Annotated in this window: 23 protein-coding genes; 12 read left to right on the forward strand and 11 right to left on the reverse strand. The window is 65.6% G+C overall.

The features are described from left to right. Positions 1 to 66: 66 nt before the first annotated feature. From V7Q53_RS12600 to V7Q53_RS12620, 5 genes are all read right to left on the reverse strand, one after another. Positions 67 to 1092 (reverse strand): acyl-CoA dehydrogenase family protein, encoded by a 1026-nt coding sequence (locus V7Q53_RS12600; RefSeq protein ID WP_333828918.1) that lies wholly within the window; start codon positions 1090 to 1092, stop codon positions 67 to 69. A gap of 10 nt (positions 1093 to 1102) precedes the next feature. Further along, positions 1103 to 2296: an acyl-CoA dehydrogenase family protein gene (locus V7Q53_RS12605; protein ID WP_333828920.1), complete on the reverse strand. Its 1194-nt coding sequence runs from the start codon at positions 2294 to 2296 to the stop codon at positions 1103 to 1105. Between the two features lie 12 nt (positions 2297 to 2308). After that, positions 2309 to 3484, reverse strand: a complete 1176-nt coding sequence (locus V7Q53_RS12610) for an acetyl-CoA C-acyltransferase (protein ID WP_333828922.1) — start codon at positions 3482 to 3484, stop codon at positions 2309 to 2311. A 2-nt stretch (positions 3485 to 3486) separates the two neighbouring features. Further along, the gene (locus tag V7Q53_RS12615; RefSeq protein ID WP_333828923.1) at positions 3487 to 5577 is read right to left on the reverse strand and encodes a 3-hydroxyacyl-CoA dehydrogenase NAD-binding domain-containing protein; all 2091 of its coding nucleotides are present in this window, start codon (positions 5575 to 5577) and stop codon (positions 3487 to 3489) included. An 87-nt stretch (positions 5578 to 5664) separates the two neighbouring features. Next, positions 5665 to 6462 carry an IclR family transcriptional regulator gene (locus tag V7Q53_RS12620; RefSeq protein WP_333828924.1) on the reverse strand — a complete coding sequence of 266 codons (798 nt, stop codon included), beginning with the start codon at positions 6460 to 6462 and terminating at the stop codon, positions 5665 to 5667. A 106-nt stretch (positions 6463 to 6568) separates the two neighbouring features. Here V7Q53_RS12620 and V7Q53_RS12625 point away from each other — a divergent pair, with 106 nt between their 5' ends. Beyond that, positions 6569 to 8716 carry an efflux RND transporter permease subunit gene (locus V7Q53_RS12625; protein ID WP_333828925.1) on the forward strand — a complete coding sequence of 716 codons (2148 nt, stop codon included), beginning with the start codon at positions 6569 to 6571 and terminating at the stop codon, positions 8714 to 8716. Beyond that, positions 8713 to 9198 carry a hypothetical protein gene (locus V7Q53_RS12630; protein ID WP_333828926.1) on the forward strand — a complete coding sequence of 162 codons (486 nt, stop codon included), beginning with the start codon at positions 8713 to 8715 and terminating at the stop codon, positions 9196 to 9198. Before V7Q53_RS12625 ends, V7Q53_RS12630 begins: the two co-directional genes overlap by 4 nt. Before the next feature lie 42 nt (positions 9199 to 9240). On the opposite strand, the gene V7Q53_RS12635 is transcribed toward V7Q53_RS12630, so the two are convergent. Further along, positions 9241 to 10398, reverse strand: a complete 1158-nt coding sequence (locus tag V7Q53_RS12635) for a PQQ-dependent sugar dehydrogenase (protein WP_333828927.1) — start codon at positions 10396 to 10398, stop codon at positions 9241 to 9243. 214 nt (positions 10399 to 10612) lie between these two features. Between V7Q53_RS12635 and rnd the strand changes: the two genes are divergently transcribed. Beyond that, positions 10613 to 11779: a ribonuclease D gene (gene rnd / locus V7Q53_RS12640; RefSeq protein WP_333828928.1), complete on the forward strand. Its 1167-nt coding sequence runs from the start codon at positions 10613 to 10615 to the stop codon at positions 11777 to 11779. 143 nt (positions 11780 to 11922) lie between these two features. On the opposite strand, the gene V7Q53_RS12645 is transcribed toward rnd, so the two are convergent. Further along, positions 11923 to 12378, reverse strand: a complete 456-nt coding sequence (locus V7Q53_RS12645; protein WP_333828931.1) for a hypothetical protein — start codon at positions 12376 to 12378, stop codon at positions 11923 to 11925. Between the two features lie 177 nt (positions 12379 to 12555). Between V7Q53_RS12645 and V7Q53_RS12650 the strand changes: the two genes are divergently transcribed. Continuing rightward, on the forward strand, positions 12556 to 12990 hold the full coding sequence (locus V7Q53_RS12650; RefSeq protein ID WP_333828932.1) for a SufE family protein: 435 nt from the start codon (positions 12556 to 12558) through the stop codon (positions 12988 to 12990). Between the two features lie 10 nt (positions 12991 to 13000). Here the strand turns inward: V7Q53_RS12650 and V7Q53_RS12655 are convergent, their stop codons facing one another. Genes V7Q53_RS12655 through ccmI form a run of 3 tightly spaced genes read right to left on the reverse strand, consistent with a single transcriptional unit; the run spans position 13001 to position 15077 of the window. Further along, complete coding sequence (locus V7Q53_RS12655) at positions 13001 to 13315, reverse strand: DUF1289 domain-containing protein (protein ID WP_333828933.1); 315 nt, start codon at positions 13313 to 13315, stop codon at positions 13001 to 13003. Positions 13316 to 13330: 15 nt separating this feature from the next. Continuing rightward, positions 13331 to 13804, reverse strand: coding sequence for a Holliday junction resolvase RuvX (gene ruvX, locus V7Q53_RS12660; RefSeq protein WP_333828934.1), 474 nt, complete (start codon positions 13802 to 13804; stop codon positions 13331 to 13333). Between the two features lie 4 nt (positions 13805 to 13808). Next, complete coding sequence (ccmI, locus tag V7Q53_RS12665; RefSeq protein WP_333828935.1) at positions 13809 to 15077, reverse strand: c-type cytochrome biogenesis protein CcmI; 1269 nt, start codon at positions 15075 to 15077, stop codon at positions 13809 to 13811. A 231-nt stretch (positions 15078 to 15308) separates the two neighbouring features. Here ccmI and V7Q53_RS12670 point away from each other — a divergent pair, with 231 nt between their 5' ends. The 8 genes from V7Q53_RS12670 to V7Q53_RS12705 all read left to right on the forward strand — a co-directional run bounded on the left by V7Q53_RS12670 (position 15309) and on the right by V7Q53_RS12705 (position 22831). Then, positions 15309 to 16553, forward strand: a complete 1245-nt coding sequence (locus V7Q53_RS12670; RefSeq protein ID WP_333828936.1) for a sarcosine oxidase subunit beta family protein — start codon at positions 15309 to 15311, stop codon at positions 16551 to 16553. Continuing rightward, positions 16553 to 17260 (forward strand): hypothetical protein, encoded by a 708-nt coding sequence (locus V7Q53_RS12675; protein ID WP_333828937.1) that lies wholly within the window; start codon positions 16553 to 16555, stop codon positions 17258 to 17260. The genes V7Q53_RS12670 and V7Q53_RS12675 overlap by 1 nt, the downstream gene beginning before the upstream one ends. A 147-nt stretch (positions 17261 to 17407) precedes the next feature. Continuing rightward, positions 17408 to 17590, forward strand: a complete 183-nt coding sequence (locus tag V7Q53_RS12680) for a hypothetical protein (RefSeq protein ID WP_333828938.1) — start codon at positions 17408 to 17410, stop codon at positions 17588 to 17590. Between the two features lie 237 nt (positions 17591 to 17827). After that, entirely contained in the window at positions 17828 to 18142 is a 315-nt protein-coding gene (locus V7Q53_RS12685; protein ID WP_333828939.1) for a hypothetical protein, read from the forward strand. A gap of 93 nt (positions 18143 to 18235) precedes the next feature. Further along, positions 18236 to 18559 carry a sarcosine oxidase subunit delta gene (locus V7Q53_RS12690; RefSeq protein WP_333828940.1) on the forward strand — a complete coding sequence of 108 codons (324 nt, stop codon included), beginning with the start codon at positions 18236 to 18238 and terminating at the stop codon, positions 18557 to 18559. Continuing rightward, positions 18556 to 21555, forward strand: coding sequence for a sarcosine oxidase subunit alpha family protein (locus V7Q53_RS12695; protein ID WP_333828941.1), 3000 nt, complete (start codon positions 18556 to 18558; stop codon positions 21553 to 21555). Before V7Q53_RS12690 ends, V7Q53_RS12695 begins: the two co-directional genes overlap by 4 nt. Further along, positions 21548 to 22114, forward strand: a complete 567-nt coding sequence (locus V7Q53_RS12700; protein ID WP_333828942.1) for a sarcosine oxidase subunit gamma — start codon at positions 21548 to 21550, stop codon at positions 22112 to 22114. The genes V7Q53_RS12695 and V7Q53_RS12700 overlap by 8 nt, the downstream gene beginning before the upstream one ends. Positions 22115 to 22225: 111 nt before the next feature. Beyond that, positions 22226 to 22831 carry a superoxide dismutase gene (locus tag V7Q53_RS12705; RefSeq protein WP_333828943.1) on the forward strand — a complete coding sequence of 202 codons (606 nt, stop codon included), beginning with the start codon at positions 22226 to 22228 and terminating at the stop codon, positions 22829 to 22831. 267 nt (positions 22832 to 23098) lie between these two features. Here V7Q53_RS12705 and V7Q53_RS12710 read toward each other — a convergent pair whose 3' ends face one another. Next, positions 23099 to 24523, reverse strand: a complete 1425-nt coding sequence (locus V7Q53_RS12710) for a gamma-aminobutyraldehyde dehydrogenase (protein WP_333828963.1) — start codon at positions 24521 to 24523, stop codon at positions 23099 to 23101. Positions 24524 to 24526 lie beyond the last annotated feature (3 nt).

Genomic DNA, 24526 nt, shown 5'->3' on the forward strand with positions numbered 1-24526 from the left:
CCCCCCCCCCCCCCCCCCCCCCCCCCCCCCCCCCCCCCCCCCCCCCCCCCGCCCACCGGAAAAGCCTCAGCCCGCCTGAAGGGCGATGAAGCGCTCCATATGCCAATCCTCATCGCCGAACCGATGGTCCACGGCGATCAGCCGCCGCGCCAGCGGGGCCAGCGCATAGGCCTCGGTCATGGCGATTCCGCCATGCATCTGGATGGCCTCTTCCGCCACCAGATGCGCCGTCCGCCCGACGACATTCTTGGTCGCGCTGACATGCAGGTCGCGCAGCGCCCGGGCGGCGCCAAGGTGGCCCGCCAGATTGATCACCGCCGAGCGCGCCTGCTCCATCTCGATCACCACATCCGCCATGCGGTGCTGGAGCGCCTGAAAGCTGCCAATGGGCCGCCCGAACTGCTTGCGGCTGCGCAGATAATCCAGCGTCATGTCGCGCACCGTCTCCATCACCCCCACCGCGTCGGCGCAAAGCGCCAGCGTGGCGGCAGCAATCCGCGCGTCGATCAGCGGCTGCGCGCTACCAGAGGGGCTGATCCGCCGGGCCGGGGCGCGCTCAAAGCTGATCTCGCTGGCGTCACCGCCCGACAAGGCGGGGACCGGGCGCAGGCTCACGCCCTCGGCGCCGGGCTCGACAGCAAAAAGCGCCGTCTCCTCCCCGTCCAGCGCGCTGACCACCAGCAAACCCGCCCCCTCCGCGCCGATCACCACGGTTTTGGTGCCGCTGAGCCGCCCGCCCTCAACCCGCGCATGCACCGCGCCGTCATAGCGGTGGCCCGGCTCGTCATGGGCAAAGACCGGGCGCAGGCTGCCGTCGATCACCTGTTCCACCAGCGCGCTCTCGCCGCAATCGGCCAGCAGCCCACCGGCCAGCCCGGCTTCCAGCACCGGGTCGACAGCACCGGCGCGGCCCAGTTCCTCGAACACCACGGCAATATCGAAACCGCTGCCGCCAAACCCGCCCTCGGCTTCGGTGAATAACGCACCCAACACGCCCAGTTCGGTCAGCTGCGCCCAGCCGGCGCCGCGTTTCAGGGTGCCGCGCAGGCTGTCGGCCAGCATCCGGCGTTCTTCTGTCAGTGAAAAATCCATGATGCTTCCTTCACAATCCGAGCATGGTCTTGGCGATGATCCCGCGCTGGATCTCGTTAGAGCCGCCGTAAATCGAAATCTTGCGATAGTTCAGATAGGTGGGCACCGCTGAACCCGCATGATCGGGGCCGGGATGGGGCAGGTTCGTGCCCTCCACCCCCTCGGACGGGAAGGCCATTCCCCATGGCCCCACGGCGCGGCGTGTCAGATCGTTGATCGCCTGCCGGATCAGCGTGCCCTTGACCTTCAGCATCGAGCTTTCCACCCCCGGCGCCGCCCCGGCCTCTGCCGCCGCGATGACCCGCAGGTTGGTGGTGGCCATGGCCATAAGGTCCATTTCAACCCGCGCCATCCGTGCGGCGAAATGCGGGTTCTCGGCCAGCGGCCGCCCGCCTGAACGCTCAACCGCCGCAATACGCTTCAGCGCGGCCAGACCGGCGGTGGCAAAGCCCACACCCGCGATATTCGTGCGCTCATGCGTCAGCAGGTATTTGGCAAGCGTCCAGCCCTGATTTTCTTCGCCCACAAGGTTTTCAGCGGGCACCCGGACATCGGTGAAGAACACCTCGTTGACCTCGGGCGTGCCGTCGATCAGCACGATGGGCCGGATCTCGATGCCCGGCGTGTCCATATCGACCAGCAGGAACGAGATTCCGGCCTGCGGCTTGCTGGTGGTGTCGGTGCGCACAAGGCAGAAAATCTTGTTGGCATACTGGCCCAGCGTGGTCCAGGTTTTCTGGCCGTTGACGATGTAATGATCGCCGTCGCGCACGGCGGTCGTGCGCAGGCTGGCAAGGTCTGACCCCGCCTCGGGCTCGGAATAGCCCTGACACCACCAGTCGCTGCCATCCAGAATGCGCGGCAGGTAATACTCCTGCTGCGCCTTTGAGCCGAATTTCATCAGCACCGGCGCCAGCATGTTGATGCCGAAGGGGATGATGCGCGGGGCGTCGGCCATCGCGCATTCCTCTTCAAAGATGTGGCGCCGCGCGGCGGACCATTCAGCCCCGCCAAAGGCCTTGGGCCAGCCATTCGCCAGCCAGCCCCTCGCGTTGAGCGCCGCATGCCAGTGCTCATACTCGGCCTTGGTCAGCATCTTGTGGTGCGCGACCTTCGCCGCCAGTTCCGGCGAAAGCTTGTCACGCAGGAAGGCGCGCACCTCATCCCGGAAGGCGATTTCTTCGGTCGAATAGCTCAGGTCCATCGCAGCCCCCGTTCAGAAGATTTCAAAGAGGCCCGCAGCACCGGCACCGCCGCCGATACACATGGTCACCACGCCCCATTTCGCGCGGCGCCGCCGCCCCTCCAGCAGGATATGCCCGGCCATCCGCGCGCCGGTCATGCCGAACGGGTGGCCGATGGCGATGGAGCCGCCGTTGACGTTGTATTTCTCAGGGTCGATGCCCAGCTTGTCGCGGCAATACAGCGCCTGACTGGCGAAGGCCTCGTTCAGTTCCCACAGGTCGATATCGTCGATCTTCAGCCCCGCACGTTCCAGCAGGCGCGGGATGGCAAAGACCGGGCCGATGCCCATTTCATCGGGCTCACACCCGGCCACGGCAAAGCCCCGGAAGGCCCCCAGCGGCGTGATGCCTTCGCGCGCGGCGAGACCGGCATCCATCAGCACCAGCGACGCCGCACCGTCAGACAGTTGCGAGGCATTGCCCGCCGTCACAAAATTGCCGGGGCCGCGCACGGGCTCCAGCTTTTGCAGGCCTTCCAGCACCGTGCTGGCGCGGTTGCACTCATCGCCGGTGATGGTATGCGCCACCTCACGCGTCTCGCCCGTCGCCTTGTCGGTGACAGCCATCGTCACCGCCATCGGCACGATCTCGTCGGCGTAAAGCCCGGTTTCCTGCGCGCGCGCCACCCGTTGCTGGGAGCGCAGGCTGTATTCGTCCTGCGCCTCGCGGCTCACACCGTAGCGCTGTGCCACGATATCGGCGGTTTCGATCATCGCCATGTAAAGCGCGGGCTTATGCTCTTCGATCCATGCCTCATGTGAGTCGCGCACCGGCGGCAGGTTGAGGCTGATGCTTTCAACACCCCCCACCAGAATGGCCCCCGCCCCCTCAGCCGTGATCATATGCGCGCCCTGCGCCAGCGCCTGCAGCCCGCTGGCGCAGAAACGGTTCACCGTGGTTCCGGCGACCGTGACCGGCAGGCCCGCGCGGATTGCCGCCTGACGGCCCAGATTGCCGCCAGTGACATGCTCAGGATAGCCCGTGCCCCAGACCGAATCTTCCAGAAGCGCAGGGTCCAGCCCGGCGCGCTTCACGGCCTCGGCGGCGACATGGCCCGCCATGGTCACGCCATGCGTGCGGTTGAACGACCCGCGCCCGGCCTTGCCGATGCCGGTGCGCGCGGTTGAGACGATGACGGCCTCTTTCATGATCATTCTCCGTTCAGGCTGGCAAAGAGGCGGCCCTCAGCCACCAGTTGTTCAAGAAGCGGCGCGGGTTGCCAGAAATACGGGTCTTCCTGCGCGGCGGTGCGGATGGTGGCGAGAACCTTGTCCAGCCCGGTCTCGTCAGCGTAATGCAGCGGCCCGCCGCGCCAGCGCGGAAAGCCGTAGCCAAACAGCAGCGTCATATCGACATCCAGCGGGCGCGCGGCGATCCCCTCACCCACCACCCTGGCGGATTCGTTGATCATCGCGGCCATGTAGCGCTCGACAATCTCCTCATCGGTGAAGCTGCGGGGCGTGATGCCAAGGCGCGCGCGCTCCTCGGCGATCATCGCGTCCACTTCCGGGTCAGGGCGGCCACGCGGGGACTGATCGTCATAGATATAATAGCCCCGCCCGGTCTTACGGCCCAGACGGCCCAGTTCATAGAGCTTGTCTGCCCATTCCCCCCACCGCTCGCGCGGGTCTTTGCTGGGCAGAAGGCGCTGGCGGGTCATGTAGCCAATGTCGATCCCGGCCAGATCGGCCACCGCATAGGGGCCCATCGCCAGCCCGAACCCGGTCAGCGCCCGGTCAATCTGGAAGGGAGAGGCCCCGTCAAGCACCATATGATCGGCGGCGGTGCGATAGGTCTTCAGAATGCGGTTGCCTATGAAACCATCGCAGACCCCGGCGCGCACCGGCACCTTTTTCAGCGCCTTGGCCAGTGCAAAGCCGGTCGCCAGAACCTCGGGCGCGGTCTTGTCAGCCTCGACAATCTCAAGCAGTTTCATGACATGCGCGGGCGAGAAGAAATGCAGGCCCAGCACATCGGCGGGGCGGCTGGTGGCGGCGGCAATCTCGTTCACATCCAGATATGAGGTGTTGGTGGCCAGCACCGCACCGGGTTTGGCGACCCGGTCGATATTGGCGAACACCTCTTTCTTGACATCCATGCTTTCAAATACGGCCTCAATGATCACATCGGCCCCGGACAGCGCCGCGTAATCGGTGGCAATGGTCAGCGCATCCTTCAGCAGCGCATCGCGCTTCCCGGCGCTCAGCTTGCCGCGCTTGACGCTGTCGCCCAGCATCTTTTCAATCCCGGCGCGGGCCTTGTCGGCGGCGGGCTGATCACGCTCGATCAGCGTCACCGTCAGCTTGTTGAGCAGGCTCGCCACGGCGATGCCACCACCCATCGTGCCGCCGCCGATAACACCGACATGCGCCAGCTTGCGGGGCTGCACACCCTTCAGCTCCGGCAGTTGCGCCACCTTGCGCTCGCCAAAGAAGGCATGGACCAGTGCTGCACGCTGCGGGGTGTTGTGCAGTTCAAGAAACTGCCTGCGCTCTTCGGCCAGCCCCTGTGCAAGCGGCAGCGTGGCCGCGCGCTCAACCGATTCCAGCGCGGTCACCTGGGCAATCTGCCCCGGATTGGCCTTGGCGACCTTCGCCTTGAGGGCGGCAAGCGCCTCGGCATCCGGCTTGGGCGCAGGCAGTTCGCCTACCCGGCGCACGCCAAGGCCGCGCACCAGCAGCTCGGTGGCAAAGTTCAGCCCCGCCACCAGCGGCTCCGCATCCGAGAGGGCGTCGATGATCCCCAGTTCCATCGCCTCTTCGGCTGGCACCTGCCGGGCCGAAGTGATGATCTCGGCGGCAGCCAGAAGGCCGGTCAGGCGCGGCAGCCGCTGGGTGCCGCCCGCACCGGGCAGGATGCCCAGCAACACCTCGGGCAGGCCCAGACGCGCGCCGCGTAGCATAACGCGGTAATGACAGCTCAGCGCAATCTCCAGCCCGCCGCCCAGTGTGGTGCCGTGCATCACGCAGACAATGGGCTTTTCCGTCGCTTCGATATGGGTAACCACATCAGCCAGCTTCGGCTCAAGCGGCGGCTTGCCGAATTCCGAGATGTCGGCACCGGCCACAAAGGTCCGCCCGGCACCATAGAGCACCGCCACTTTCTGCGGCGCCTTGCTGAAGCGGTCAAAGGCGGCAACCAGCCCGGCCCTCACGGCCTGACCGGCGGCATTGACCGGCGGGTTATCGATGCGGATCACGGCGATTTCGCCCTGGGTTTCATAGCTCACGGGGTTGGTCATGTTTCGCTCTCGATCTGGTGATGCTGACGCAGCCCGCAAAGGGGTACATCATTTTGCATAACGAATACTTATCCCTATTCAGAATAGTCAATCCCTGACGCTGCTGCCGCGCCGGGGAAAGAGTGACGCGCCCAGATGCCGGCAGGAATCGTTCAGGTCCTGCCCCACCCGCACCCGGCTTTCGACAGGAATATGGCCGTGCAGGGTGATGCTGCTGACACCGTAGCGCGGTCTGCCCTCATGGTCACGCACCACGGCGCCCACAACATCGACCCCGATGTAAAGCTGGCCGATATCCAGCCCGTAGCCGCGCTGCCCGGCCTCGATGATGGAGGCGCGATATTCCTCAAAGCGGGGGGCAGACTGCCAGCGCAATTCGGCAAAGCGACGCCTCAGCTCGGCCTCGCTATAGTCACGCAGGGCGGCGATCACCCGGCCCACCCCGCCCGCCAGAGCAGGCAGGCGCTTGCCCGGCGGCAGTTCCACCCGGATCGAGCCGGGGTCAAACGCGCGCTCGATCAGCACCAGCCGGTCATTGTCGGTGATATGCCAAAGGCAGATCAGCGCGCCATGGGCCAGTGCCAGCCGCTCCAGCTCGGGCCGGATCAGATCGCCGGGATTAGCGCCCAGCAGCCCGATCGCCAGCTCCAGCACGCCCAGCCCCAGCCGGTAGGTCTTGGCGACAGGGTCGAACACCACCAGCCCTTCGGCCGCCAGCGTGCGCAGGATGTTGAAACAGGTTGACCCGTTCACCCCCGCCGCCCGGGCGATGGCGGAAACCCCTTCGGGCGTGCCCTGCGCCGACAGATGCCGCAGGATGCGCAGTGCCTGAACCAGCGCGCCGACCGTGCGTTGCGGGGTAGCGGTATCGGATATGCTCGTCATTTCAGAATGCCATTCTCTATTCAGATAGACGATACCGCCTTCCCGCCCGGCGCGCAACACTGCTGCACACCTTGCAGGGGCGGGCAGGCGTGCTATCACCTTCCGGATGAACAAGGGTTTTTTCACCCCCCGCCTGCTGCCCGCGCTGCGTCGGGGCCTCGCCCGGCTTCTGGCCGGGCTTCTGGCGCGCCCGGTCTGGCTGGGGGGCGTGCTGCTGGTACTGACGCTTCTGGCGGGGACGCAGGCCGCTAAGCTGCGCGTCGAGGTCGATCTGTCAGGGCTGGTGAACCCGCAGTCACAGGCCGTGGAAAACATGCGCGACTATCAGGCGCGCTTCGGGCGGATCACCAGTGACGAGGTGCTTCTGGTCAGCGCCCCCACTCTGGCCGATGAGGCCACGCTGGCGGCATTCGAGGCGCTGCTGATCGAGCTTCAGTTCGTCGATGAGGCCGAGACGGTGATCAGCCTTCAGGCCATCCCCGCGCCGGGCATGGCCACCAGCTGGCTGACAAGCCCGGACATGCAGGCCCTGCCCGCCCGCGACAGGCTGGAACGGATGCGCGCGGAAAACCCGCTGGCCGCGCAGCTTCTGTCCGGGGATCTGCGCGCGACGCTGGTGGTTGTGGTGCCCCGGCGCGGGGCGGCGGGGCCGGAATTTCTGGCCGGTGTGGCCGAGGCGGTGGCGCTGGCCGACCCGGTTTTCACCATCCACAATACCGGCCTGTCGGAAGTGCACCGCGCCATCGGGCGCGCGCTGGTCAACGATCTGCGGGTGCTGGTGCCTGCGGCGGTGGTGCTTTGTGCGCTACTCACCGCGCTGGTCTTTCGCAGCGCGCGGGCCGTGGCGGTCTGCGCACTGCCGCCAGTGATCGGTGTGCTGTGGTTTTTCGGCTGGCTCGGCGGGGCGGGTGTGGCGGTTGACCCGGTCATGGCCTCGCTGCCGGTGGTGCTGATCGTGCTGTGCTTCTCGGATTGCATGCATCTTTACCACGCCGCCATCGCCGCCCGGCAGAACGGTGCGGGCCACAGGCAGGCCGTGGTGCAGGCCGCTGTCGAAACCTTCCCGGCCATGGCGCTGACCACGCTCACTACCATTGTGGCCTTTGCCACGCTGATGCTGCCGGGCGCGCCATCGCTTAATGCGATGGGGCAGGCCGGGGTGGTGGGCATGGTACTGAGCCTGCTGGCCGCGCTGATCGCCGCGCCCGCGCTGATGATGGTGCTGGGCGCGCCCCGCCCCGGTGCCAGCCTGCCGCGCAGCTTTGCGGTGCTGGTGGCACCGGCGCTCTGGCTTTCGCGCCGGGTACGGCCCGCGCCGGTGGTGGCGGCGCTGCTCCTGCTGGGGCTTCTGGCTGTGCAGAGCCAGTCGCGCACCGGCTTTCGCTACCACGAATACCTGCCCGAAGGCGCCCCCATCAGCACCGCACTGCACATGATGGAGGGGTTCGGGCTGGGCAGCGACCGGCTGTTCGTGCTGGTCGAGGCCAGCCCCGATGGCCCCCCGCAGGCCAATGCGCTTGCCGCGGCACGCGCGGTCTGGGGTACGCCGGGCGCCCCCTCGCCGTGGCTGGACACCGCGCAGGCGACGGGCCTGTTCGAGCAACTCGCCGCCGCTGACGGCAGCGCCCATGCCCTGCCCGTGCAACTGCCGATCACCGCCGGCACCGGCCCCGCCGACACGGCCATCCGCACCCTGGAAGAGAGGCTGGCGCAGGCCGGGCTGGCCGATGTCACGCGCCTTGCCGGGCCCAGCCACGCCCTGCTGACCGAGGGGCCAAGGCTGATCGAAAGCCTGCGACTGGGGCTTTATGCGACCATCGCCTCCATCACGCTGCTGATCGGGCTGGTCTATCGCTCATGGCGTATCGGGCTGGTGGCACTGGTGCCCAATATGATCCCCATTCTGGGGGTTGAGGCATGGCTGGTGCTGACCGGGCGCGACCTGACCATCATGAATGTGATCGCCCTGACGGTGGCTTTTGGCATTGCGGTGGATGATACTCTGCACATGCTCAACCGTTTCCAGCTGGCAAAGGGCCCCGATGTGCCCGCCCGTGTCGAGGCCGCGCTGGCCCATGCCGGCCCGCCGATGACCGCAACCACCCTCATTCTGGCCGGCGGGTTGCTGGTGACCGGCTTCAGCGCCCTGCCGGGCGTTGCGTTGTACGGCTTCCTGATCGCGTTGGCGGTCCTGCTGGCGCTGCTGGCGGACCTGTTCCTGCTGCCCGCCCTGCTGCGCTGGGTGCTGCGATGAACACCGCGCGCACCCTGACGCTGACCCTCGCGCTGTCGCTGGCGTTCAGCCCGGCAATGGCGCTGACGCTCGACGATCTCGCCGGGCGCTGGCGCGGTGAGGGGGTGCTCTCGCTCAATCAGGAGCCCGAACAGCGGCTGCGCTGTCAGATCCGCTTTCGCCCCGTCGATGCACAGCGCAGCTTTTTCACCGGGCGTTGCGCGACAGGACAGGCGGCGCGGTCCTTCACCTATATGCTGACCGCCCTGCCCGGCGGCGCGGTGCGGGCCGAGAACGCCATGCAACAGGCGGAGGACGAAGGGCTGCCGATGGAGATGCAGGGCACCCTTGGCGACGGCATCCTGCGGATCGAAGAGCCGGGCACTGCCCTGTTCGAGCTGCGGCTGAACGGCGAGGCGCTGGAATTCCGCCTTGAGGGGGACGGGCGTGAGGGCTTTGCCCGCAGTCAGGCGCTGCTCCACCGGACCGAAGGTGCCCCCTGAGCGCCGGTTACCTGTTGCCCCTCAAAGTTCTCCCGGCGGGCCCTACCCCGCAGGTACCAGCCGCAGCAGCGGCACCCCTTCGCCGTCACCGATGACATAGATGAACCCGTCATCAGGCCCCACCGCCACATCGCGGATGCGCAGGCCCTGATCGCTCAGAAGCCGCTCCGGCGCGCTCACCGTTTCGCCATCGACGGGGAACAGGCCCAGATACTGGTGGCGCAGATTGCCGACCAGCAGGTGGCCTTGCCAGTCCGGAAAGGCCTCGCCGTCATAAATCGCCATGCCCGACGGCGGGAAATTGTCATCGCGGCCGGGGCCGAAGTGAAAGACCGGGGCCACGAAGCCGTCGCCCTCGGACGGTTCGGGCGCAAAGGCCTCGCCGGTGCGGTAATCCACCCCATAGCTGACCAGCGGCCAGCCGTAGTTTTCGCCGCGCTGAACGATATTGATCTCATCCCCGCCGTTTTCGCCATGCTCCGCCAGCCACAGTGCGCCGGTCTCTGGATGCACGGCCAGCGCCTGAATGTTGCGGTGGCCGTAAGACCATATCTCAGGGGCCGCGCCCTGCGTGTCAGTAAAGGGATTGTCGTCAGGCACGCTGCCATCCATCCGCAGCCGGAGCACGGCACCATAGCCGGTTCCCAGTTGCTGCGAGATATGCTCCTCGCCGAAATCCTTCTGCTGGCGGTCTCCGGTGCCCATGAAGATGTGATCATCGGCGAAAACGATGCGTGCACCGTAGTGCCCCTGCGCATCCATGAACGGCCCGACCACATGCAGCACTTCCAGATCGCTCAGCGTACCCGCCGCACGGTCCAGCCGGGCGCGGCCCAGATGGGTGGCGGTATCACCGCTGTCATCCGCGCCGCTCCATGTCATGTACAGCAGCTTGCTTTCCGCGAAATCCGGCGCGGGGGCGATGTCGAGCAAGCCGCCCTGCCCGCGCGCATCCACCTCAGGCGCGCCATCGACCGACACCACAGTGCCGCTCTCAGCCTCCCAGATCATCAGCTCGCCGGTTCTGCCGGTCAGGATGATATCCGGGCTGCCCGGCAGGAACGCCAGCGCCCAGGGCTGGTTCAGCCCCTCTGCCAGCGTCTCGATGCTGTAGTCCGTCTGCGCCTGCGCCACGCCGCTCATTGGCATCAAAGCGGTGGTCAGAGCGAGGGTTGCAAGGAATTTCCTGTCATGCGGCATTGTCATATCTCCCGTAGCGCCGGGCACCTTCAGCGGCGTCCCTTCATGATGAACTGACCCTGAGATTTAGCCCCGCACCCCCGGATGTCGAGGAAACGCGCCTCACAACCGCGCCAGAGCGCCCGCGCACGCCCTGCGCCGATGCGCTTTTCTTTCCCCGCGCCGCCCCCTATAGAAATGCCATCGGCGGGACGACCCCGCAGCATGAGGCAAGATGCAGATCATAACCACAACCGATGCCCTGGCCGCCATTTGCGCCGAGGCCGCCCATGAACCCTATGTCACGCTCGACACCGAATTCCTGCGCGAGCGGACCTATTACTCAAAATTATGCCTTGTGCAGATGGCCCTGCCGGGCAAGGGGAGTGAGCGCGCCTGGCTGATAGACCCGCTGGCCGAGGGCATCTCGCTGGACCCGCTGCTGGAACTGATGCGCAACCCCGATGTGGTCAAGGTTTTTCACGCCGCGCGGCAGGATCTGGAGATTTTCTTCATCGACGGCGGCGTGATCCCGCAGCCGCTGTTTGATACGCAGATCGCCTCGATGGTCTGCGGCTTTGGCGAACAGGCGGGCTATGAGACGCTGGTGCGCAAGATCGCCAAGGCCAGCCTGGACAAGACCTCGCGCTTCACCGACTGGGCGCAAAGGCCGCTGTCCGAGGCGCAGCAGCGCTATGCGCTGGCCGATGTGACGCATCTGCGGGTGATCTATGAATACCTGAAGGCCGAGATCGAAAAGAACGGGCGCGCGCACTGGGTCGCCGAAGAGCTTGAGATCCTGACCACGCCCGAGACCTATATCACCCAGCCTGACGAAGCATGGCAGCGCATCAAGACGCGCGGCAATGGCGGGCGGTTCATGGCGGCGGTCAAGGAACTGGCGCGCTTTCGCGAAGATTACGCACAAAGCCGCAACATCCCCCGCTCGCGGGTTTACAAGGATGATGCGCTGCTGGAACTGGCCTCGACCAAGCCCGACAGCGTGGAGGCACTTGGCCGCTCACGGCTTTTGCTGCGCGAGGCACGGCGCGGCGATATCGCTGAGGGAATTCTGGCCGCGATCCGCGCAGCACAGGTGATGAAGGCCGAAGACATCCCGCAGGTGATCGACGAAAGCGACCAGCTTCAGGTTAACCCGGCGCTGGCCGATCTGCTGCGGGTGCTGCTCAAGGCGCGCGCCGAATCAAGCGGCGTGGCGCAGAAGCTGATCGCCAACACCTCGGAACTGGACGCGATCGCCGCGGGCAAGCGCGACCTGCCCAGCCTGAAAGGCTGGCGGGGCGAGCTGTTCGGGGAGGATGCGCTGCGGCTGTGTCAGGGCAAGCTGGCGCTGGCGGCGAAGGGCAAGAATGTCATCACGGTCGAACTGGACCGGGACTGACAGCGCGCGCCGCAAAGCGCGCATCAATTGCCAGAGGCGGGACAAAAGCGCCTTCGAAGGTGCTTCAACGCGATGCCCTCATCGCGTTGCCCGTACCCGCGACAACCGGCTGCATCCGCGCGACGGAGCGCCTTGTCGCGCCCTCAGCGGCGGGTGCTGCGGCTGTTGGAGGCGCCGCGCACCACAACCGTGCTGACCTCTTCCAGCAGGTATTCCGACACCGGCGTGGCCACCACAAGCGTCTGCGGCCGCCCGCCCGGCATCGGGCCGCGCGGCGCGGCGGCAACGAAGCGGTAGGTCAGCACGCCATCCACCGGCCTTCCGCCATTTTCGGCCACCAGTGCCGCATCCCACCAGCCCTGTCCGGCCATCTGCGCCTCGGCCCTCACCAGCGCCCCGCTGGAGGTGCGCTCGATGCTCATCGACGTCACGGATTGCACCAGCACCCGGTTGTCGTTTTCAAGCCGTACAGGCCCCAGCACCGACTCTTCGGTTGAACTGCCGAACCAGTTGAGCGGGTTCATCCGCGACTGGCGCACGCCGCTGCAACCCGCCAGAACAAGGGAAAGCGCAATCAGGGCTAGGATTGGTCTGGTCATCGTGTCCCTCGTCGGTGATCGGTCTTCTTTTGGGTAGCCGATGGCGGAGGGTTTGAAAAGGCGTTGCAACGGTTTTGCCCTCCAGGGCGCGCACAGTTCCGCGCCCGCAGGGCTGGACCTTTTGCTTCCGGCACCCTAGGTCAGGCATGCAGCGCGGCACAGGCGCGGGGAACACGCATGGCACAGCCCGAATTCGATGATATCGCCGAAACCTTTGACTTCCTGGAGGACTGGGAGGAACGCTACCGCCATGTCATCGAGCTGGGCCGCGCGCTGCCGCCGATGGAAGACGCGCTGAAGGTACCCGCGAACAAGGTCGAAGGCTGCGCGAGTCAGGTCTGGATATTCCCCCGCATCGAGGGTGAAGGCCCCGGCGCGCGGTTTGACTTTCTGGGCGACAGCGACGCGATGATCGTGCGCGGGCTGATCGCGGTGCTGCATGCGCTGTATGCAGGCCGGACGATGACCGAGGTCACCCGCATCGACGCGCTTGCGCAACTGGCGCGGCTGGGTCTGGATGAACATCTTTCGTCGCAGCGCTCGAACGGGGTGCGGGCGATGGTGGGCCGCATCCATGCCGTGGCCGAGTCGCATCTGGCCGCTGCGGGCTGACAGCCTGCCGCTAGCCCTCGCCCTGCATCCGCCCCTCACGCCCGCCCCGGCGCTTCTTGAGCAGCCCGGCGCGTTCCGGCAGCGCGTCCATGACCATGCGCCGATCCTCAGCCGTCATCTGCGACCAGGCGCCGATTTCATCGAGCGTGCGATAGCAGCCCGCGCAGATCCCCACGCGCGGATGGATCACGCAGAGGTTGACACAGGGGCTGTCAATCTCGGCCCGCTTCCAGATCAGGTTCTGCGACTGGTCGTTCATGCCCGCCCCATCTTTCGCCACGCCGTTCAGAACCGGCACGCCCCGGCCAAGATAGGCGCTGCACACCGCCTGTCCAGCCTGTCAGCGACCTGCCACGGCCAAACGGTCCAGAAAACCCTGCAGGATATACCCCGCCGCCACATGATCAATCACCAGCGCGCGCTTGCGGCGCGAGGTGTCGGCCTCCAGCAAGGCGCGCTCGGCAGCGACGGTGGACAGCCGCTCATCCCAGAAACCGATGGGCAGATCGCTCAGCCCTGACAGATTGCGGGCGAAAGCGCGGGTGGTCTGGCAGCGCGGCCCCTCGGTGCCGTCCATGTTGAGGGGCAACCCTAGCACGATCCCCGCCACCGCCCGCGCCTTGACGATCTCCAGAAGGCGCGCGGCATCGAGGGTGAATTTCTTGCGCCGGATTGTCTCCAACGGGGTGGCCACCCCGCGCCGCAGGTCCGACACCGCAACACCGATGGTCTTTTCGCCCAGATCCAGCCCCGCCAGCGGGCCTTGCGGCGGCAGCGCGGCGTGGAACGCCGCAAAATCAGGATAAACTGCCATGGACCTACTCCAGAAAACCGGCGCCGCGCGCCGCATCCTCGATCACGCGCAACTGGTCGGGCTGGTCGGCAAAGACGGTGCGCGCCTCGCCCCAGATGGCGCGCGCGCGCCCGTCCTCGCCCATCACGCCCAGCGCCGAAATCAGCCGCGCCCAGTCTCCGGCGGTGCCGCCCTGCGTGGCCAGCCGCGCGGACAGCCCTTCGACCATCGCGCCGATCATCTCGGCGCGCTCTTCTTCCGACATCTCCATCGCGGCGGCCATATCGGCATCGCTGGGCCCGCGCGCGCCCTGCGCGCTCAGCGGCGGCAGCGTGTAGCGCACCCCGGCAATCGCTGCCAGATCTTCGATCGTGCCACGGATATGCCCCACCCAGGGCGCATCCGGGCGACTTTCCTCCAGAAGGCTGCGCCACAGCCGGAAGGTCAGGTCAGGGCGCCCGGTCTGGGCGAACATCAGCCCGGTGTAGTAGCGCGCCGCCCCGTTGCGCGGATCTCGGCGCAGAATGCCCTCCACCACGCGCTCGGCCTCAGGCGAGACCACCCCCCCGGCGGCAAGGATCATCTGCTCGGCCAGTATCACATGCTCCGCCACCGGCGCCTCATCGCCCAGAAGCTCGATCACCCGGCGCTGGGCTTCGGCACTGGCCGCGTGGTTGCCAAGGCTGGCCTCGTTGCGCGCCAGCAGGCGGTAGCCCTGCAGGTCCAGCGGGCGGGTCTCCAATGCGGTGCGCAGTTGCGCCATCAGCGCCAGAAATTCTTCATCGGCCTCCTCCGGCGTGGCGCGCTCGGGGCTTGCCTGCCACGCTTCCTCCAGCGCCATCTGCGCGGGGCGGTCGGCATGCATGCGCGCGGCCTCGGCATGGCGCTGCGCCAGCGGCAGGTCAGGATACATCGGCGCCCCTTCGCGCAGATACACAAACCCGGCCACCGCCACCGCCAGCACCACCAGCCCCAGCCCCGCCCAGCGCGCCTGCGCCGGTGCCGGGCCAATGGACGGTCGCGCGGTGCGGTCAGCCTCCAGCAGGCGGCGGGCGATCTCGGTGCGCAAGCGCTCCGCCTCATCCCCCGCGACAACCCCGCGCTTCATGTCGCGCTCGATCTCGCTCAGCTGCTGGGCATAGACACGCATCTCGCGCTTCTCTTCCCTGCCAGGCACCACGCCGGCCTCCGCCCCGTCGCGCAGGCGCATGCCGCGCCAGAAGCCCAGAACGACAAGCGCCGCCGTGATCAGCGTGATCAGTGCCGCAGGCAACCAGAAAGACCAGAATTCCATGTCGTCTCCAAAAACGCTTTCCTTGGTCTACCCGTTTGCACGGCGGGAAAAAAGCACAAGCGGTGCCAAATCGGCGCCGGAACGGGCGCGACAGCGCCGCAGGGCTGCGACCCACAGCCGCAGTCGCACCGGAATGTCGGTTTCCGCCGCATTGTGCCGCTTGCAGCCAAGGGATGGATCGCGCCCCGTTCCATCACCACAGGGCAACGCGCGCGTCAGAAAGGCCCCGGGATGAAACGCTATTCGGTATTCGCCATCGCCCGCGAGGCCCTGCGCCAGCATTCCGGCTGGACCCGCGCCTGGGCTTCGCCCGAACCTGCCGCAAGCTATGACGTGGTGATCGTGGGCGCGGGCGGGCACGGGCTGGCGACGGCGTATTATCTGGGCAAGAACTTTGGCATCACCAATGTGGCGGTGCTGGAAAAGGGCTGGCTGGGCGGCGGCAACACCGGGCGCAACACCACCATCATCCGCTCGAACTATCTGCAAGACCCGTCGGCGGCGATCTATGAGAAGGCGCGCGGCCTCTATGAGACGCTCAGTCAGGATCTGAACTACAACATCATGTTCTCGCCGCGCGGCGTGATGATGCTGGCCCAGACCGAGCATGAGCTGCGCGGCTACAAACGGACCGAACGTGCCAACGCGCTGCAGGGGGTGGAGACGCGGTTCATCGACGCGGCCGAGGTCAAGCGGCTGGTGCCGATCATGAACATCGACGGGCCGCGCTACCCGGTCCTGGGCGCGCTCTGGCAGCCACGCGGCGGCACCGCGCGCCATGATGCCGTGGCCTGGGGCTATGCGCGGGCATGCTCGGACATGGGCATGCATATCATCGAGAATTGCGAGGTGACCGGCATTCAGAGCGCGGGCGGCACGGTTTCAGCCGTGAACACCACGCGCGGCACCATCGGGTGCAGGAAGCTGGGGCTGGTGGTGGCCGGGCATTCGGGGCATTTGGCCGATATGGCGGGCTTCCGGCTGCCGGTGGAATCGGTGGCGCTTCAGGCACTGGTGAGCGAGCCGATCAAGCCCTGCATGGATGTGGTGGTGATGGCCAACACGGTGCATGGCTACATGTCGCAATCCGACAAGGGCGAAATGGTGATCGGCGGCGGCGCGGATCATTTCAACAACTACACGCAGCGCGGCTCATGGATGCATATCGAGGAAACGGTGCGCGCGCTGATCGAAACCTTCCCGATGCTGTCGCGGCTGAAGATGCTGCGCCAGTGGGGCGGGATTGTGGACATGACCGGCGACCGCTCGCCCATCCTGTCAAAAACGCCGCTGGGCGGGTGTTTCATCAACTGCGGCTGGGGGACGGGCGGCTTCAAGGCGATCCCCGGCTCAGGCTGGGCCATGGCCGAGCTGATGGCGAAAGGGGAGTCGCCGCTGGCCGCCGAATTCTCGCTGAACCGCTTCCGCGAGGGGCGGTTCATTGATGAAAGCGTGGCGGCGGGGGTGGCGCATTGATGGGTGCACTGATGGACTGGTGGTCGCTTGTCCCTACACTTCTAGGCGCAAGCATCTCTCTAATAACGACTCTCGTGGTACTCGGATTAAGTCAGAAGTGGGAACGCGAAAGAAGAAAGGAAGAAGAGAAAAAACTGGATTGTGTGAAAGCCATTGAAGGCCTCCACGAGTTACTTCACATTGCCAATTATATCCACAATATTGAACATAGAATGTCCGTTGAACTTAGGGGAAAGGAAAATACCGAACCCTCTGATGTGATAGGAACGATCATTCTGCCTCATATCAATACTAATGCCTATAGCGCTGAAAAATGGCGCTTTTTAGCAACAGCTAAGAAGCCGAAGTTAATCAGCGACATCTGGGAAGTCGAGATGACATACCTCAATTGCCTTTCACATATTTCAGACTACAATTGTAAGCGAATGGATTACGAAAAGTTTCTTCATGTAGAGGGCGTAACCTTTGAAATAGAAGAGGGGATGACAATAATAAACGTGAACGACAACAAGAAAGCCATCGCCGATGCAAAACTTGCATCAGCAAATATCGCACTCTGGAAAATAATAAAGTACGCGGACGAAGAACGCTCTAAGGCGCAGGGAGTATTTGACGAGGCATTTGAAGCTGCGAAGTCTCACTTCGGCGACCTGATCCCAATGGGTGGGGTGGACTGGAGTGGGCGTCCACAGGAGATCAAGCAATGATGAGTCGCTTCCGCGAGGGACGGTTCATTGATGAAAGCGTGGCGGCGGGGGTGGCGCATTGATGCCCCGTCATTCTCCTGCGCAACGGAACGGCTCGGCGCTCTCGGGCGTTCTCTCATCAGAGCAGAACAAAGTGGAGCAAGAACAATGCCGCAGGAAAACGCCACCGGACGGGGAACCGTCGGGTTCATACTGGGGGCCGTGGTCGTCGTGCTGGTCGGTATCGTCTGGTATCTGGCCGCTGACGGCAACCCGTTCGCGCGCAACGAACCCGGGATCACCATTCAGCTGCCGGAATCCGACCCCATCCAGATCCCGCTGTCGGACTGACCGCCGCCGCCCCTTTTGGCGAGGAACAGATACCGCCGGGCAGGTCACCATACCGCGCCCGGCGTTCTTGATACGCAGTACCCGCCGAGCCGTGGCGGCCCGCATCCTGCAAGACCTGTGGCAGGTTTCCGCTAGGCTGTTTCCCGCCACAACAGGCCATGATCCGCACCTGACCATGGACCCGGAACGCTACAGAACAGTTTCTTCCGTGAAGGCAACCAAACCGGAGGATACCTTATGGCTTATGAATATGATCCCGTCACCGGTCGCAACGCACCGGGGCCCGAAAACAAAGTACGTCCCGCCGGCAAGTCCACGCCCTGGCTTCTGCTTGCAGGTGTGGTCGTCGCCATTCTGGCACTGCTGTTCATCTTTGGCGGCACCGGCGACCAGACCCCGGCAACCACAGGCGCCCCGGCCACCGGCGGCGAAGTCGCACCGATGGGCACCGCGCCCGCGACTGACGGCACCGGCACTGCGCCAGCAACCGGCGGCGAACTTGCCCCGGCACAGCCTGACGCGGCCCCTGCGCCCGCTGCGCCGATCGACTGACGCGCAGCAAATCACTACTCTTCCTGCCAATGACTGGCCGGACGCCCTTGGGCGTCCGGCCTTTTGCTTGTCCGCCGCACCGATGGAGGCCCCATGCTTCTTCTGACCTGCCCCTGTTGCGGCGTCACCGCCGAGGAAACCGAATTCACAAACGGCGGCGAGGCGCATCTCAAGCGCTTCGGCCCCGGCAGCGCGGATGACGAATACGAGGCGTATATGTTCAACCGCAAGAACCCGCGCGGTGTTCATTTCGAGCGCTGGCGCCACGCCTATGGCTGCGGCAAATGGTTCCTTGCCGCGCGCTGCACCGTCACGCTTGAGGTGTTCGGCACCTACGCGGCGCAGACGACCGAGCCACCGGCAGAGATCGTCGCGGCCATCAAGGCCCGCCGCCCGGAATGGGAGGGTTACAAATGAGCCACCGACTTCCTGCAGGCGGCCGCCTGATCAACCGCAGCAAGCCGCTGACCTTCACCTTCAACGGCAAGCAGTTTCAGGGCTTTGAGGGCGATACGCTCGCCTCGGCGCTCTTGGCCAATGATCAGCTTCTGGTCGGTCGCTCGTTCAAATACCACCGCCCGCGCGGCATCATGGCCGCAGGCGCAGAAGAGCCCAACGCGCTGATGGGGCTGAATGAGGGCGCGCGGTTCGAACCCAACCAGCGCGCCACCACGACCGAGCTTTTCGCCGGGCTGAAAGCGACCAGCCAGAACCACTGGCCCAGTCTGGAATTCGACATCGGCGCGGTGAACAACGCCTTTGCGCGGTTCCTGACGGCGGGTTTCTATTACAAGATGTTCATCCATCCCCGCCCGTTCTGGAAGCATATCTATGAGCCCTTCATCCGCCGCACGGCGGGGCTGGGCCGCGCGCCGGATGCGGAAACCCACGATGCCGACCGCTATGAGCAGATCTATGCCTTTTGCGACGTGCTGGTGGCAGGCGGCGGGCTGGCCGGGTTGACCGCCGCTTTGGGGGCCGCGCAGCAGGGCAAGCGCGTCATCGTCATGGAACAGGCCCGGTTCGGCGGGCGCGTGACGACCGACGGCGCGCGCATCGACGATCTGTCCGCCGACGGCTGGCAGGTCGAGGCGATGGAAACGCTGGAAGCCATGCCCAATGTCACGATCCTGCCGCGCACAATGGTCGCCGGGGTGCATGACCATGGCTATGTGCTGGGCTATCAGCGCGTCGCCGATCATGAGCCGGGCAGCAGCAAGCCCCGCCACCGGCTGTGGCGGGTGCGCGCGGGCCATGTGATCAACGCCACCGGCGCGATCGAACGGCCCCTGTCCTTCGCAGGCAACGATATCCCCGGAGTGATGCTGGCCAGCGCGATGCGCGACTATCTGGCCAACTGGGCAGTGGTGCCGGGCAAGCGCGTGGTGATTGTCACCAATAACGATGACGCCTATCGCACGGCGCTGGCACTGCATGGGGCTGGGGTGGAGGTTGCCGCCGTGGTCGATGCCCGCACCGAGGCGCGCGGCACCCTGCCCGAGCGCGCCCGCGCCCTTGGCATCCGCGTGGCCGAGGGCATGGCGGTGCATCATGTCGAGGGGGGCAAGCGCGTAAGCGCGGTGGCGCTCTGCCGGCAGGACGGTGACGGCGGCGCGGTGGCCGAGACCATCGCCTGCGACGCATTGGGCATGTCCGGCGGCTGGTCTCCGGTCGTGCATCTGTGGTCGCATTGCGGCGGCAAACTGCTGTGGGATGAGCAGGGCGCATTCTTCCGCCCGGACCCGGCGCGCCCGCCCCTGGGCCATGACGGCAAGGGCTTCGTTACAGCCTTGGGCAGCGCCAACGGCCTGATGAACACCGCCGATATTCTGGCCGAGGCCATTGCCGCCTTTCCCGGCGACCGCGAGGCGCTGGTGGCGAAGGCCGCCACGGCTGAGCCTGAGGAGCCGCTGCTGCCCGTCTGGATGATGCCCGCCCGCGCGGGCTATGATCTGCGTGCGAAAATGTGGCTGGACCCGCAGAATGACGTGAAGGTCTCGGACGTGCAGCTTGCCGCGCAGGAGGGCTATGCCTCGGTCGAACACGCCAAGCGCTACACCACGCTTGGCATGGCGACCGATCAGGGGAAGCTGAGCAATATCAACGGCCTCGCTATTCTGTCCGACGCCCTTGGCCAGCCCATCCCGCAGACCGGCACCACCACCTTCCGCCCGCCCTACACCCCCATCTCGATGGGCGCCATCGGGGCCGAGGCGCGGGGCGATGTCTTCCAGCCCCTGCGCCGCACGCCCCTGCATGACTGGCACGACGCGCACGGGGCCTCATGGGAACCCGTCGGCCACTGGCGCCGCCCGTATTCCTACCCGCGCGCGGGCGAGTCCCGCCATGATGCGGTCCTGCGCGAGGTACGCCAGACGCGCGACAGTCTTGGCCTGCTGGACGCCTCGACACTGGGCAAACTGCTGGTCAAAGGCCCCGACGCCGCGCGCTTCGTGGACATGCTCTATACCAACATGATGAGCACCCTGAAGCCGGGCAAATGCCGCTACGGCCTGATGTGCAACGAGAACGGCTTCCTCATGGATGATGGCGTGGTCGCGCGCCTGTCGGATGATGCCTTCCTGTGCCACACCACCTCGGGCGGGGCAGACCGCATCCATGCGTGGATGGAGGACTGGCTGCAATGCGAATGGTGGGACTGGCAGGTGCATGTGGTCAACCTGACCGAACAATTCGGCCAGATCGCCGTGGTGGGGCCGAACGCCCGCAAGGTGCTGGAAAAGCTGGGCGGCGACATTGATCTGACGCGTGAGGCACTGCCCTTCATGGAATGGCGCGCGGGCACGCTGGCCGGTATTCCGGTGCGGCTGTTCCGCATCTCGTTCTCAGGCGAGCTGAGCTATGAGATCGCCGCGCCCGCTGGCCGGACCCGCGCGCTGTGGGACAGGCTGATGGATGCAGGCGCCGAATTCGGCGTGATGCCCTACGGCACCGAGGCGCTGCATATCATGCGCGCCGAAAAGGGCTTCATCATGATCGGCGATGAGACCGACGGCACCGTGATCCCGCAGGATCTGGGGCTTTCCTGGGCCGTGTCGAAGAAAAAGGAAGACTTCCTCGGCAAGCGCGGGATGGAGCGCCCGGGCATGACCTCGACGGATCGCTGGCAACTGGTGGGGCTGGAAACGCTGGATGGCTCCGTTCTGCCGGATGGCGCCCTGTCGCCGCTGGAAGGGGTGAATGCCAACGGCCAGCGCCGCACACAAGGGCGGGTGACCTCCACCTATTTCTCACCCACTTTGGGCAAGGGCATCGCCATGGGGCTGGTCCATCGCGGGCCGGACCGGATGGGCGAGGTGATCAGCTTCATGGGTGAAGACGGCAAGCCGGTCAGCGCGCGGATCGTCGATGTGGTATTCTTTGACAAGGCGGGGGAGAAACAGAATGTCTGAAACCATCAGCGCCCTGCCGGGCTTTCACTACAGTGGGCTGGTGAACGCAACCGAGGCCGGTCCGCGCGGCATGATCACGCTGCGCGGCGACCTCGCGCTGCCCGCGCTGGCTTTGGCCCTGCAACAGGAAACCGGCGCGGCCATCCCCGGCCAGCGACGGGTAACCAGGGGCACGGGCGGCGCATTGGCGTGGATGTCGCCTGACGAACTCCTGATCCTCACTGACCCTGCCCGCCCCCCGGCCATGATCACCGCGCTGGAGGCCGCGCTGGCAGGCGCCTTCGTCACCCTGGCCGATGTGTCCGACGCCCGCGCTGTCTTTACCATAACCGGCCCGCAATCCTGCGACGTGCTCGCCAAGATCTGCCCGGTCGATTTCGCCACCTTCCCGCCCGGCGGGATCCGGCGCACCCGCGCCGCCCAGATCGCCGCCGCCCTGATCCGCGAAGGGGCAGACGAATTCACCCTCATCTGCTTCCGCTCGGTCGCGCGCTACATGGCCGAGCTGCTCGCCACCGTCTCAGCCCCGGGTGGCGAAGTAGGGCTTTATCCGCGCTGATCATGGGCAGGTCCATGCCGGGGCCGGGTTTGTTTCGCCCCGGACCCTTGACCTTTCGCACCCAAAGTCCCTTATTTGCCCCAACGCAAACAACAAGAGATGAGGATCACCATGTCTTTCACCCTGCCCGATCTGCCCTATGCCCATGACGCGCTTGCCGCTCTGGGCATGAGCCGCGAAACGCTGGAATATCATCACGATATCCACCACAAGGCCTATGTCGACAACGGCAACAAGCTGATCGCCGGGTCGGAGTGGGAAGGCAAGTCCCTCGAAGATATCGTCCGCGGCACCTACCAGCCCGGCGCAGTCGCCCAGAATGGCATCTTCAACAACGCCAGCCAACACTGGAACCACGCCCAGTTCTGGGAGATGATGGGCCCGGGCGAAAACAAGAAAATTCCCGGCGCGCTGGAAAAAGCACTGGTTGAATCCTTCGGCTCGGTCGACAAGTTCAAGGAAGAATTCTCGGCAGCGGGCGCCGGTCAGTTCGGCTCGGGCTGGTGCTGGCTTGTCAAAGACAAGGACGGCGCGCTGAAGGTCACCAAGACCGAAAACGGCGTGAACCCGCTCTGCTTCGGCCAGGCAGCGCTTCTGGGCTGCGACGTGTGGGAGCACAGCTACTACATCGACTTCCGCAACAAGCGCCCGGCTTACCTGTCGAACTTCCTCGACAAGCTGGTGAACTGGGAAAACGTCGCCGCCCGCCTGGGCTGAGCGCAGTATTTTTCACGCAACGGAAAAAGGGGGCACCGGCCCCCTTTTTTCTTGCGCGGGCGAAGAAAGGGGGCTTTGCCCCCTCTGGGCCTGCGGCCCATTCACCCCCGCGTATTTCCGGCAAGATGAAAGGGAGGCGCTACGCCCCTGCCTCACCTGTTCAGAAATATCCCGGGGGAGTCTGTTCTGCGCAGCAGAACGGGCGGGGGCAGCGCCCCCTTTCTGTTGAAAAAAGGCTTCTGCGAAGCAGGCAATCAGGTCAACGGTTCAGCCGTGTTTGATCATCACATGGCGCACGAAGGTGTAGTCTTCCAGCGCATACGCCGACAGGTCCTTGCCGTAGCCGGATTGCTTGATCCCGCCGTGGGGCATCTCGTTTACCAGCATGAAATGCGTGTTGATCCATGTGCAGCCGTAGCGCAGGCGCGCGGCGGTGGCCATGGCGCGGCCCACATCGCGGGTCCAGACCGAGGAGGCGAGGCCGTAGTCGCTGTCATTGGCCCATGTCACCGCCTCATCGACATCCGAGAAGGGCGTGATCGACACTACCGGGCCGAAGACCTCGCGCCGGACGATCTCGTCCTGCTGCGTCGCGCCCGCAACGACGGTGGGGCGATAGTAGAAGCCCTGATCCATCGCCTCGCCGCCCGTAGTGATCTCGATATGGTTCAACTCGCGCGCGCGGTTGACGAAGCTCGCCACCCGGTCGCGCTGGCGCAGCGAGATCAGCGGGCCGATTTCATTGGTGGTATCATCGGCATTGCCCAGCTGGATCGAGGCCACGGCGCTCGTCAGGTCTGCCACCAGCTTGTCATAGACCTTTCTGCCCGCATAGATCCGGCAGGCCGCCGTGCAATCCTGCCCGGCATTATAGAAGCCGAACGCGCGCAGCCCCTCAACCACCTCGGCGATATCGGCGTCGTCGAACACCACCACCGGGGCCTTGCCGCCCAGTTCCAGATGCGTCCGCTTCACCGTCTTGGCAGCCGCATCGAGCATTTTCTTGCCGGTCGCCACATCGCCCGTGAGCGAGATCATATCGACCTGCGGATGGTTGATCAGATAGTTGCCCACCGTATGGCCCCGCCCCGGCAGCACATTGACCACGCCCTCCGGCAGTTCCTCGGCCAGGATGCGGGCCATTTTCAGCGCGGTCAGCGGCGTCTGTTCCGAGGGTTTGAACACCACCGTATTGCCGCCGCCAATCGCCGGGGCCAGCTTCCACGCCATCATCATCAAAGGGTAGTTCCAGGGCGCGATCGAAGCCACCACCCCTATCGGATCGCGCCGCACCATCGAGGTGTGCCCCTCCAGATACTCACCCGCGATAGCGCCGGTCTGGCAGCGCACCGCACCGGCAAAGAAGCGGTAGCAATCGACCACCGCCGGGATTTCATCATTGGTGGCCGCATTGATCGGCTTGCCGCAGTTCAGGGCCTCAAGGGCGGCGAAGCCTTCGGCCTCGGCCTCGATCCGGTCGGCGATACGCAGCAGGGCGGCAGAGCGCTCGGACGGGGTGGTGCGGGACCAGCGTTCAAACGCCTTGCGCGCAGCGGTGACGGCGCGGTCAACCTGCGCGGTCGAAGCTTCGGCAACATCGAGGATCAGCGCGCCGGTGCGCGGGTTGAGGATCGGCTCTTTCGCCTCCTCTCCCGGCTCAAAACGGTCGCCGATCAGAAGGGCGGTGTCGATATC

The sequence above is a fragment of the Pararhodobacter sp. genome, assembly GCF_036802785.1.
GTDB lineage: Bacteria > Pseudomonadota > Alphaproteobacteria > Rhodobacterales > Rhodobacteraceae > Pararhodobacter.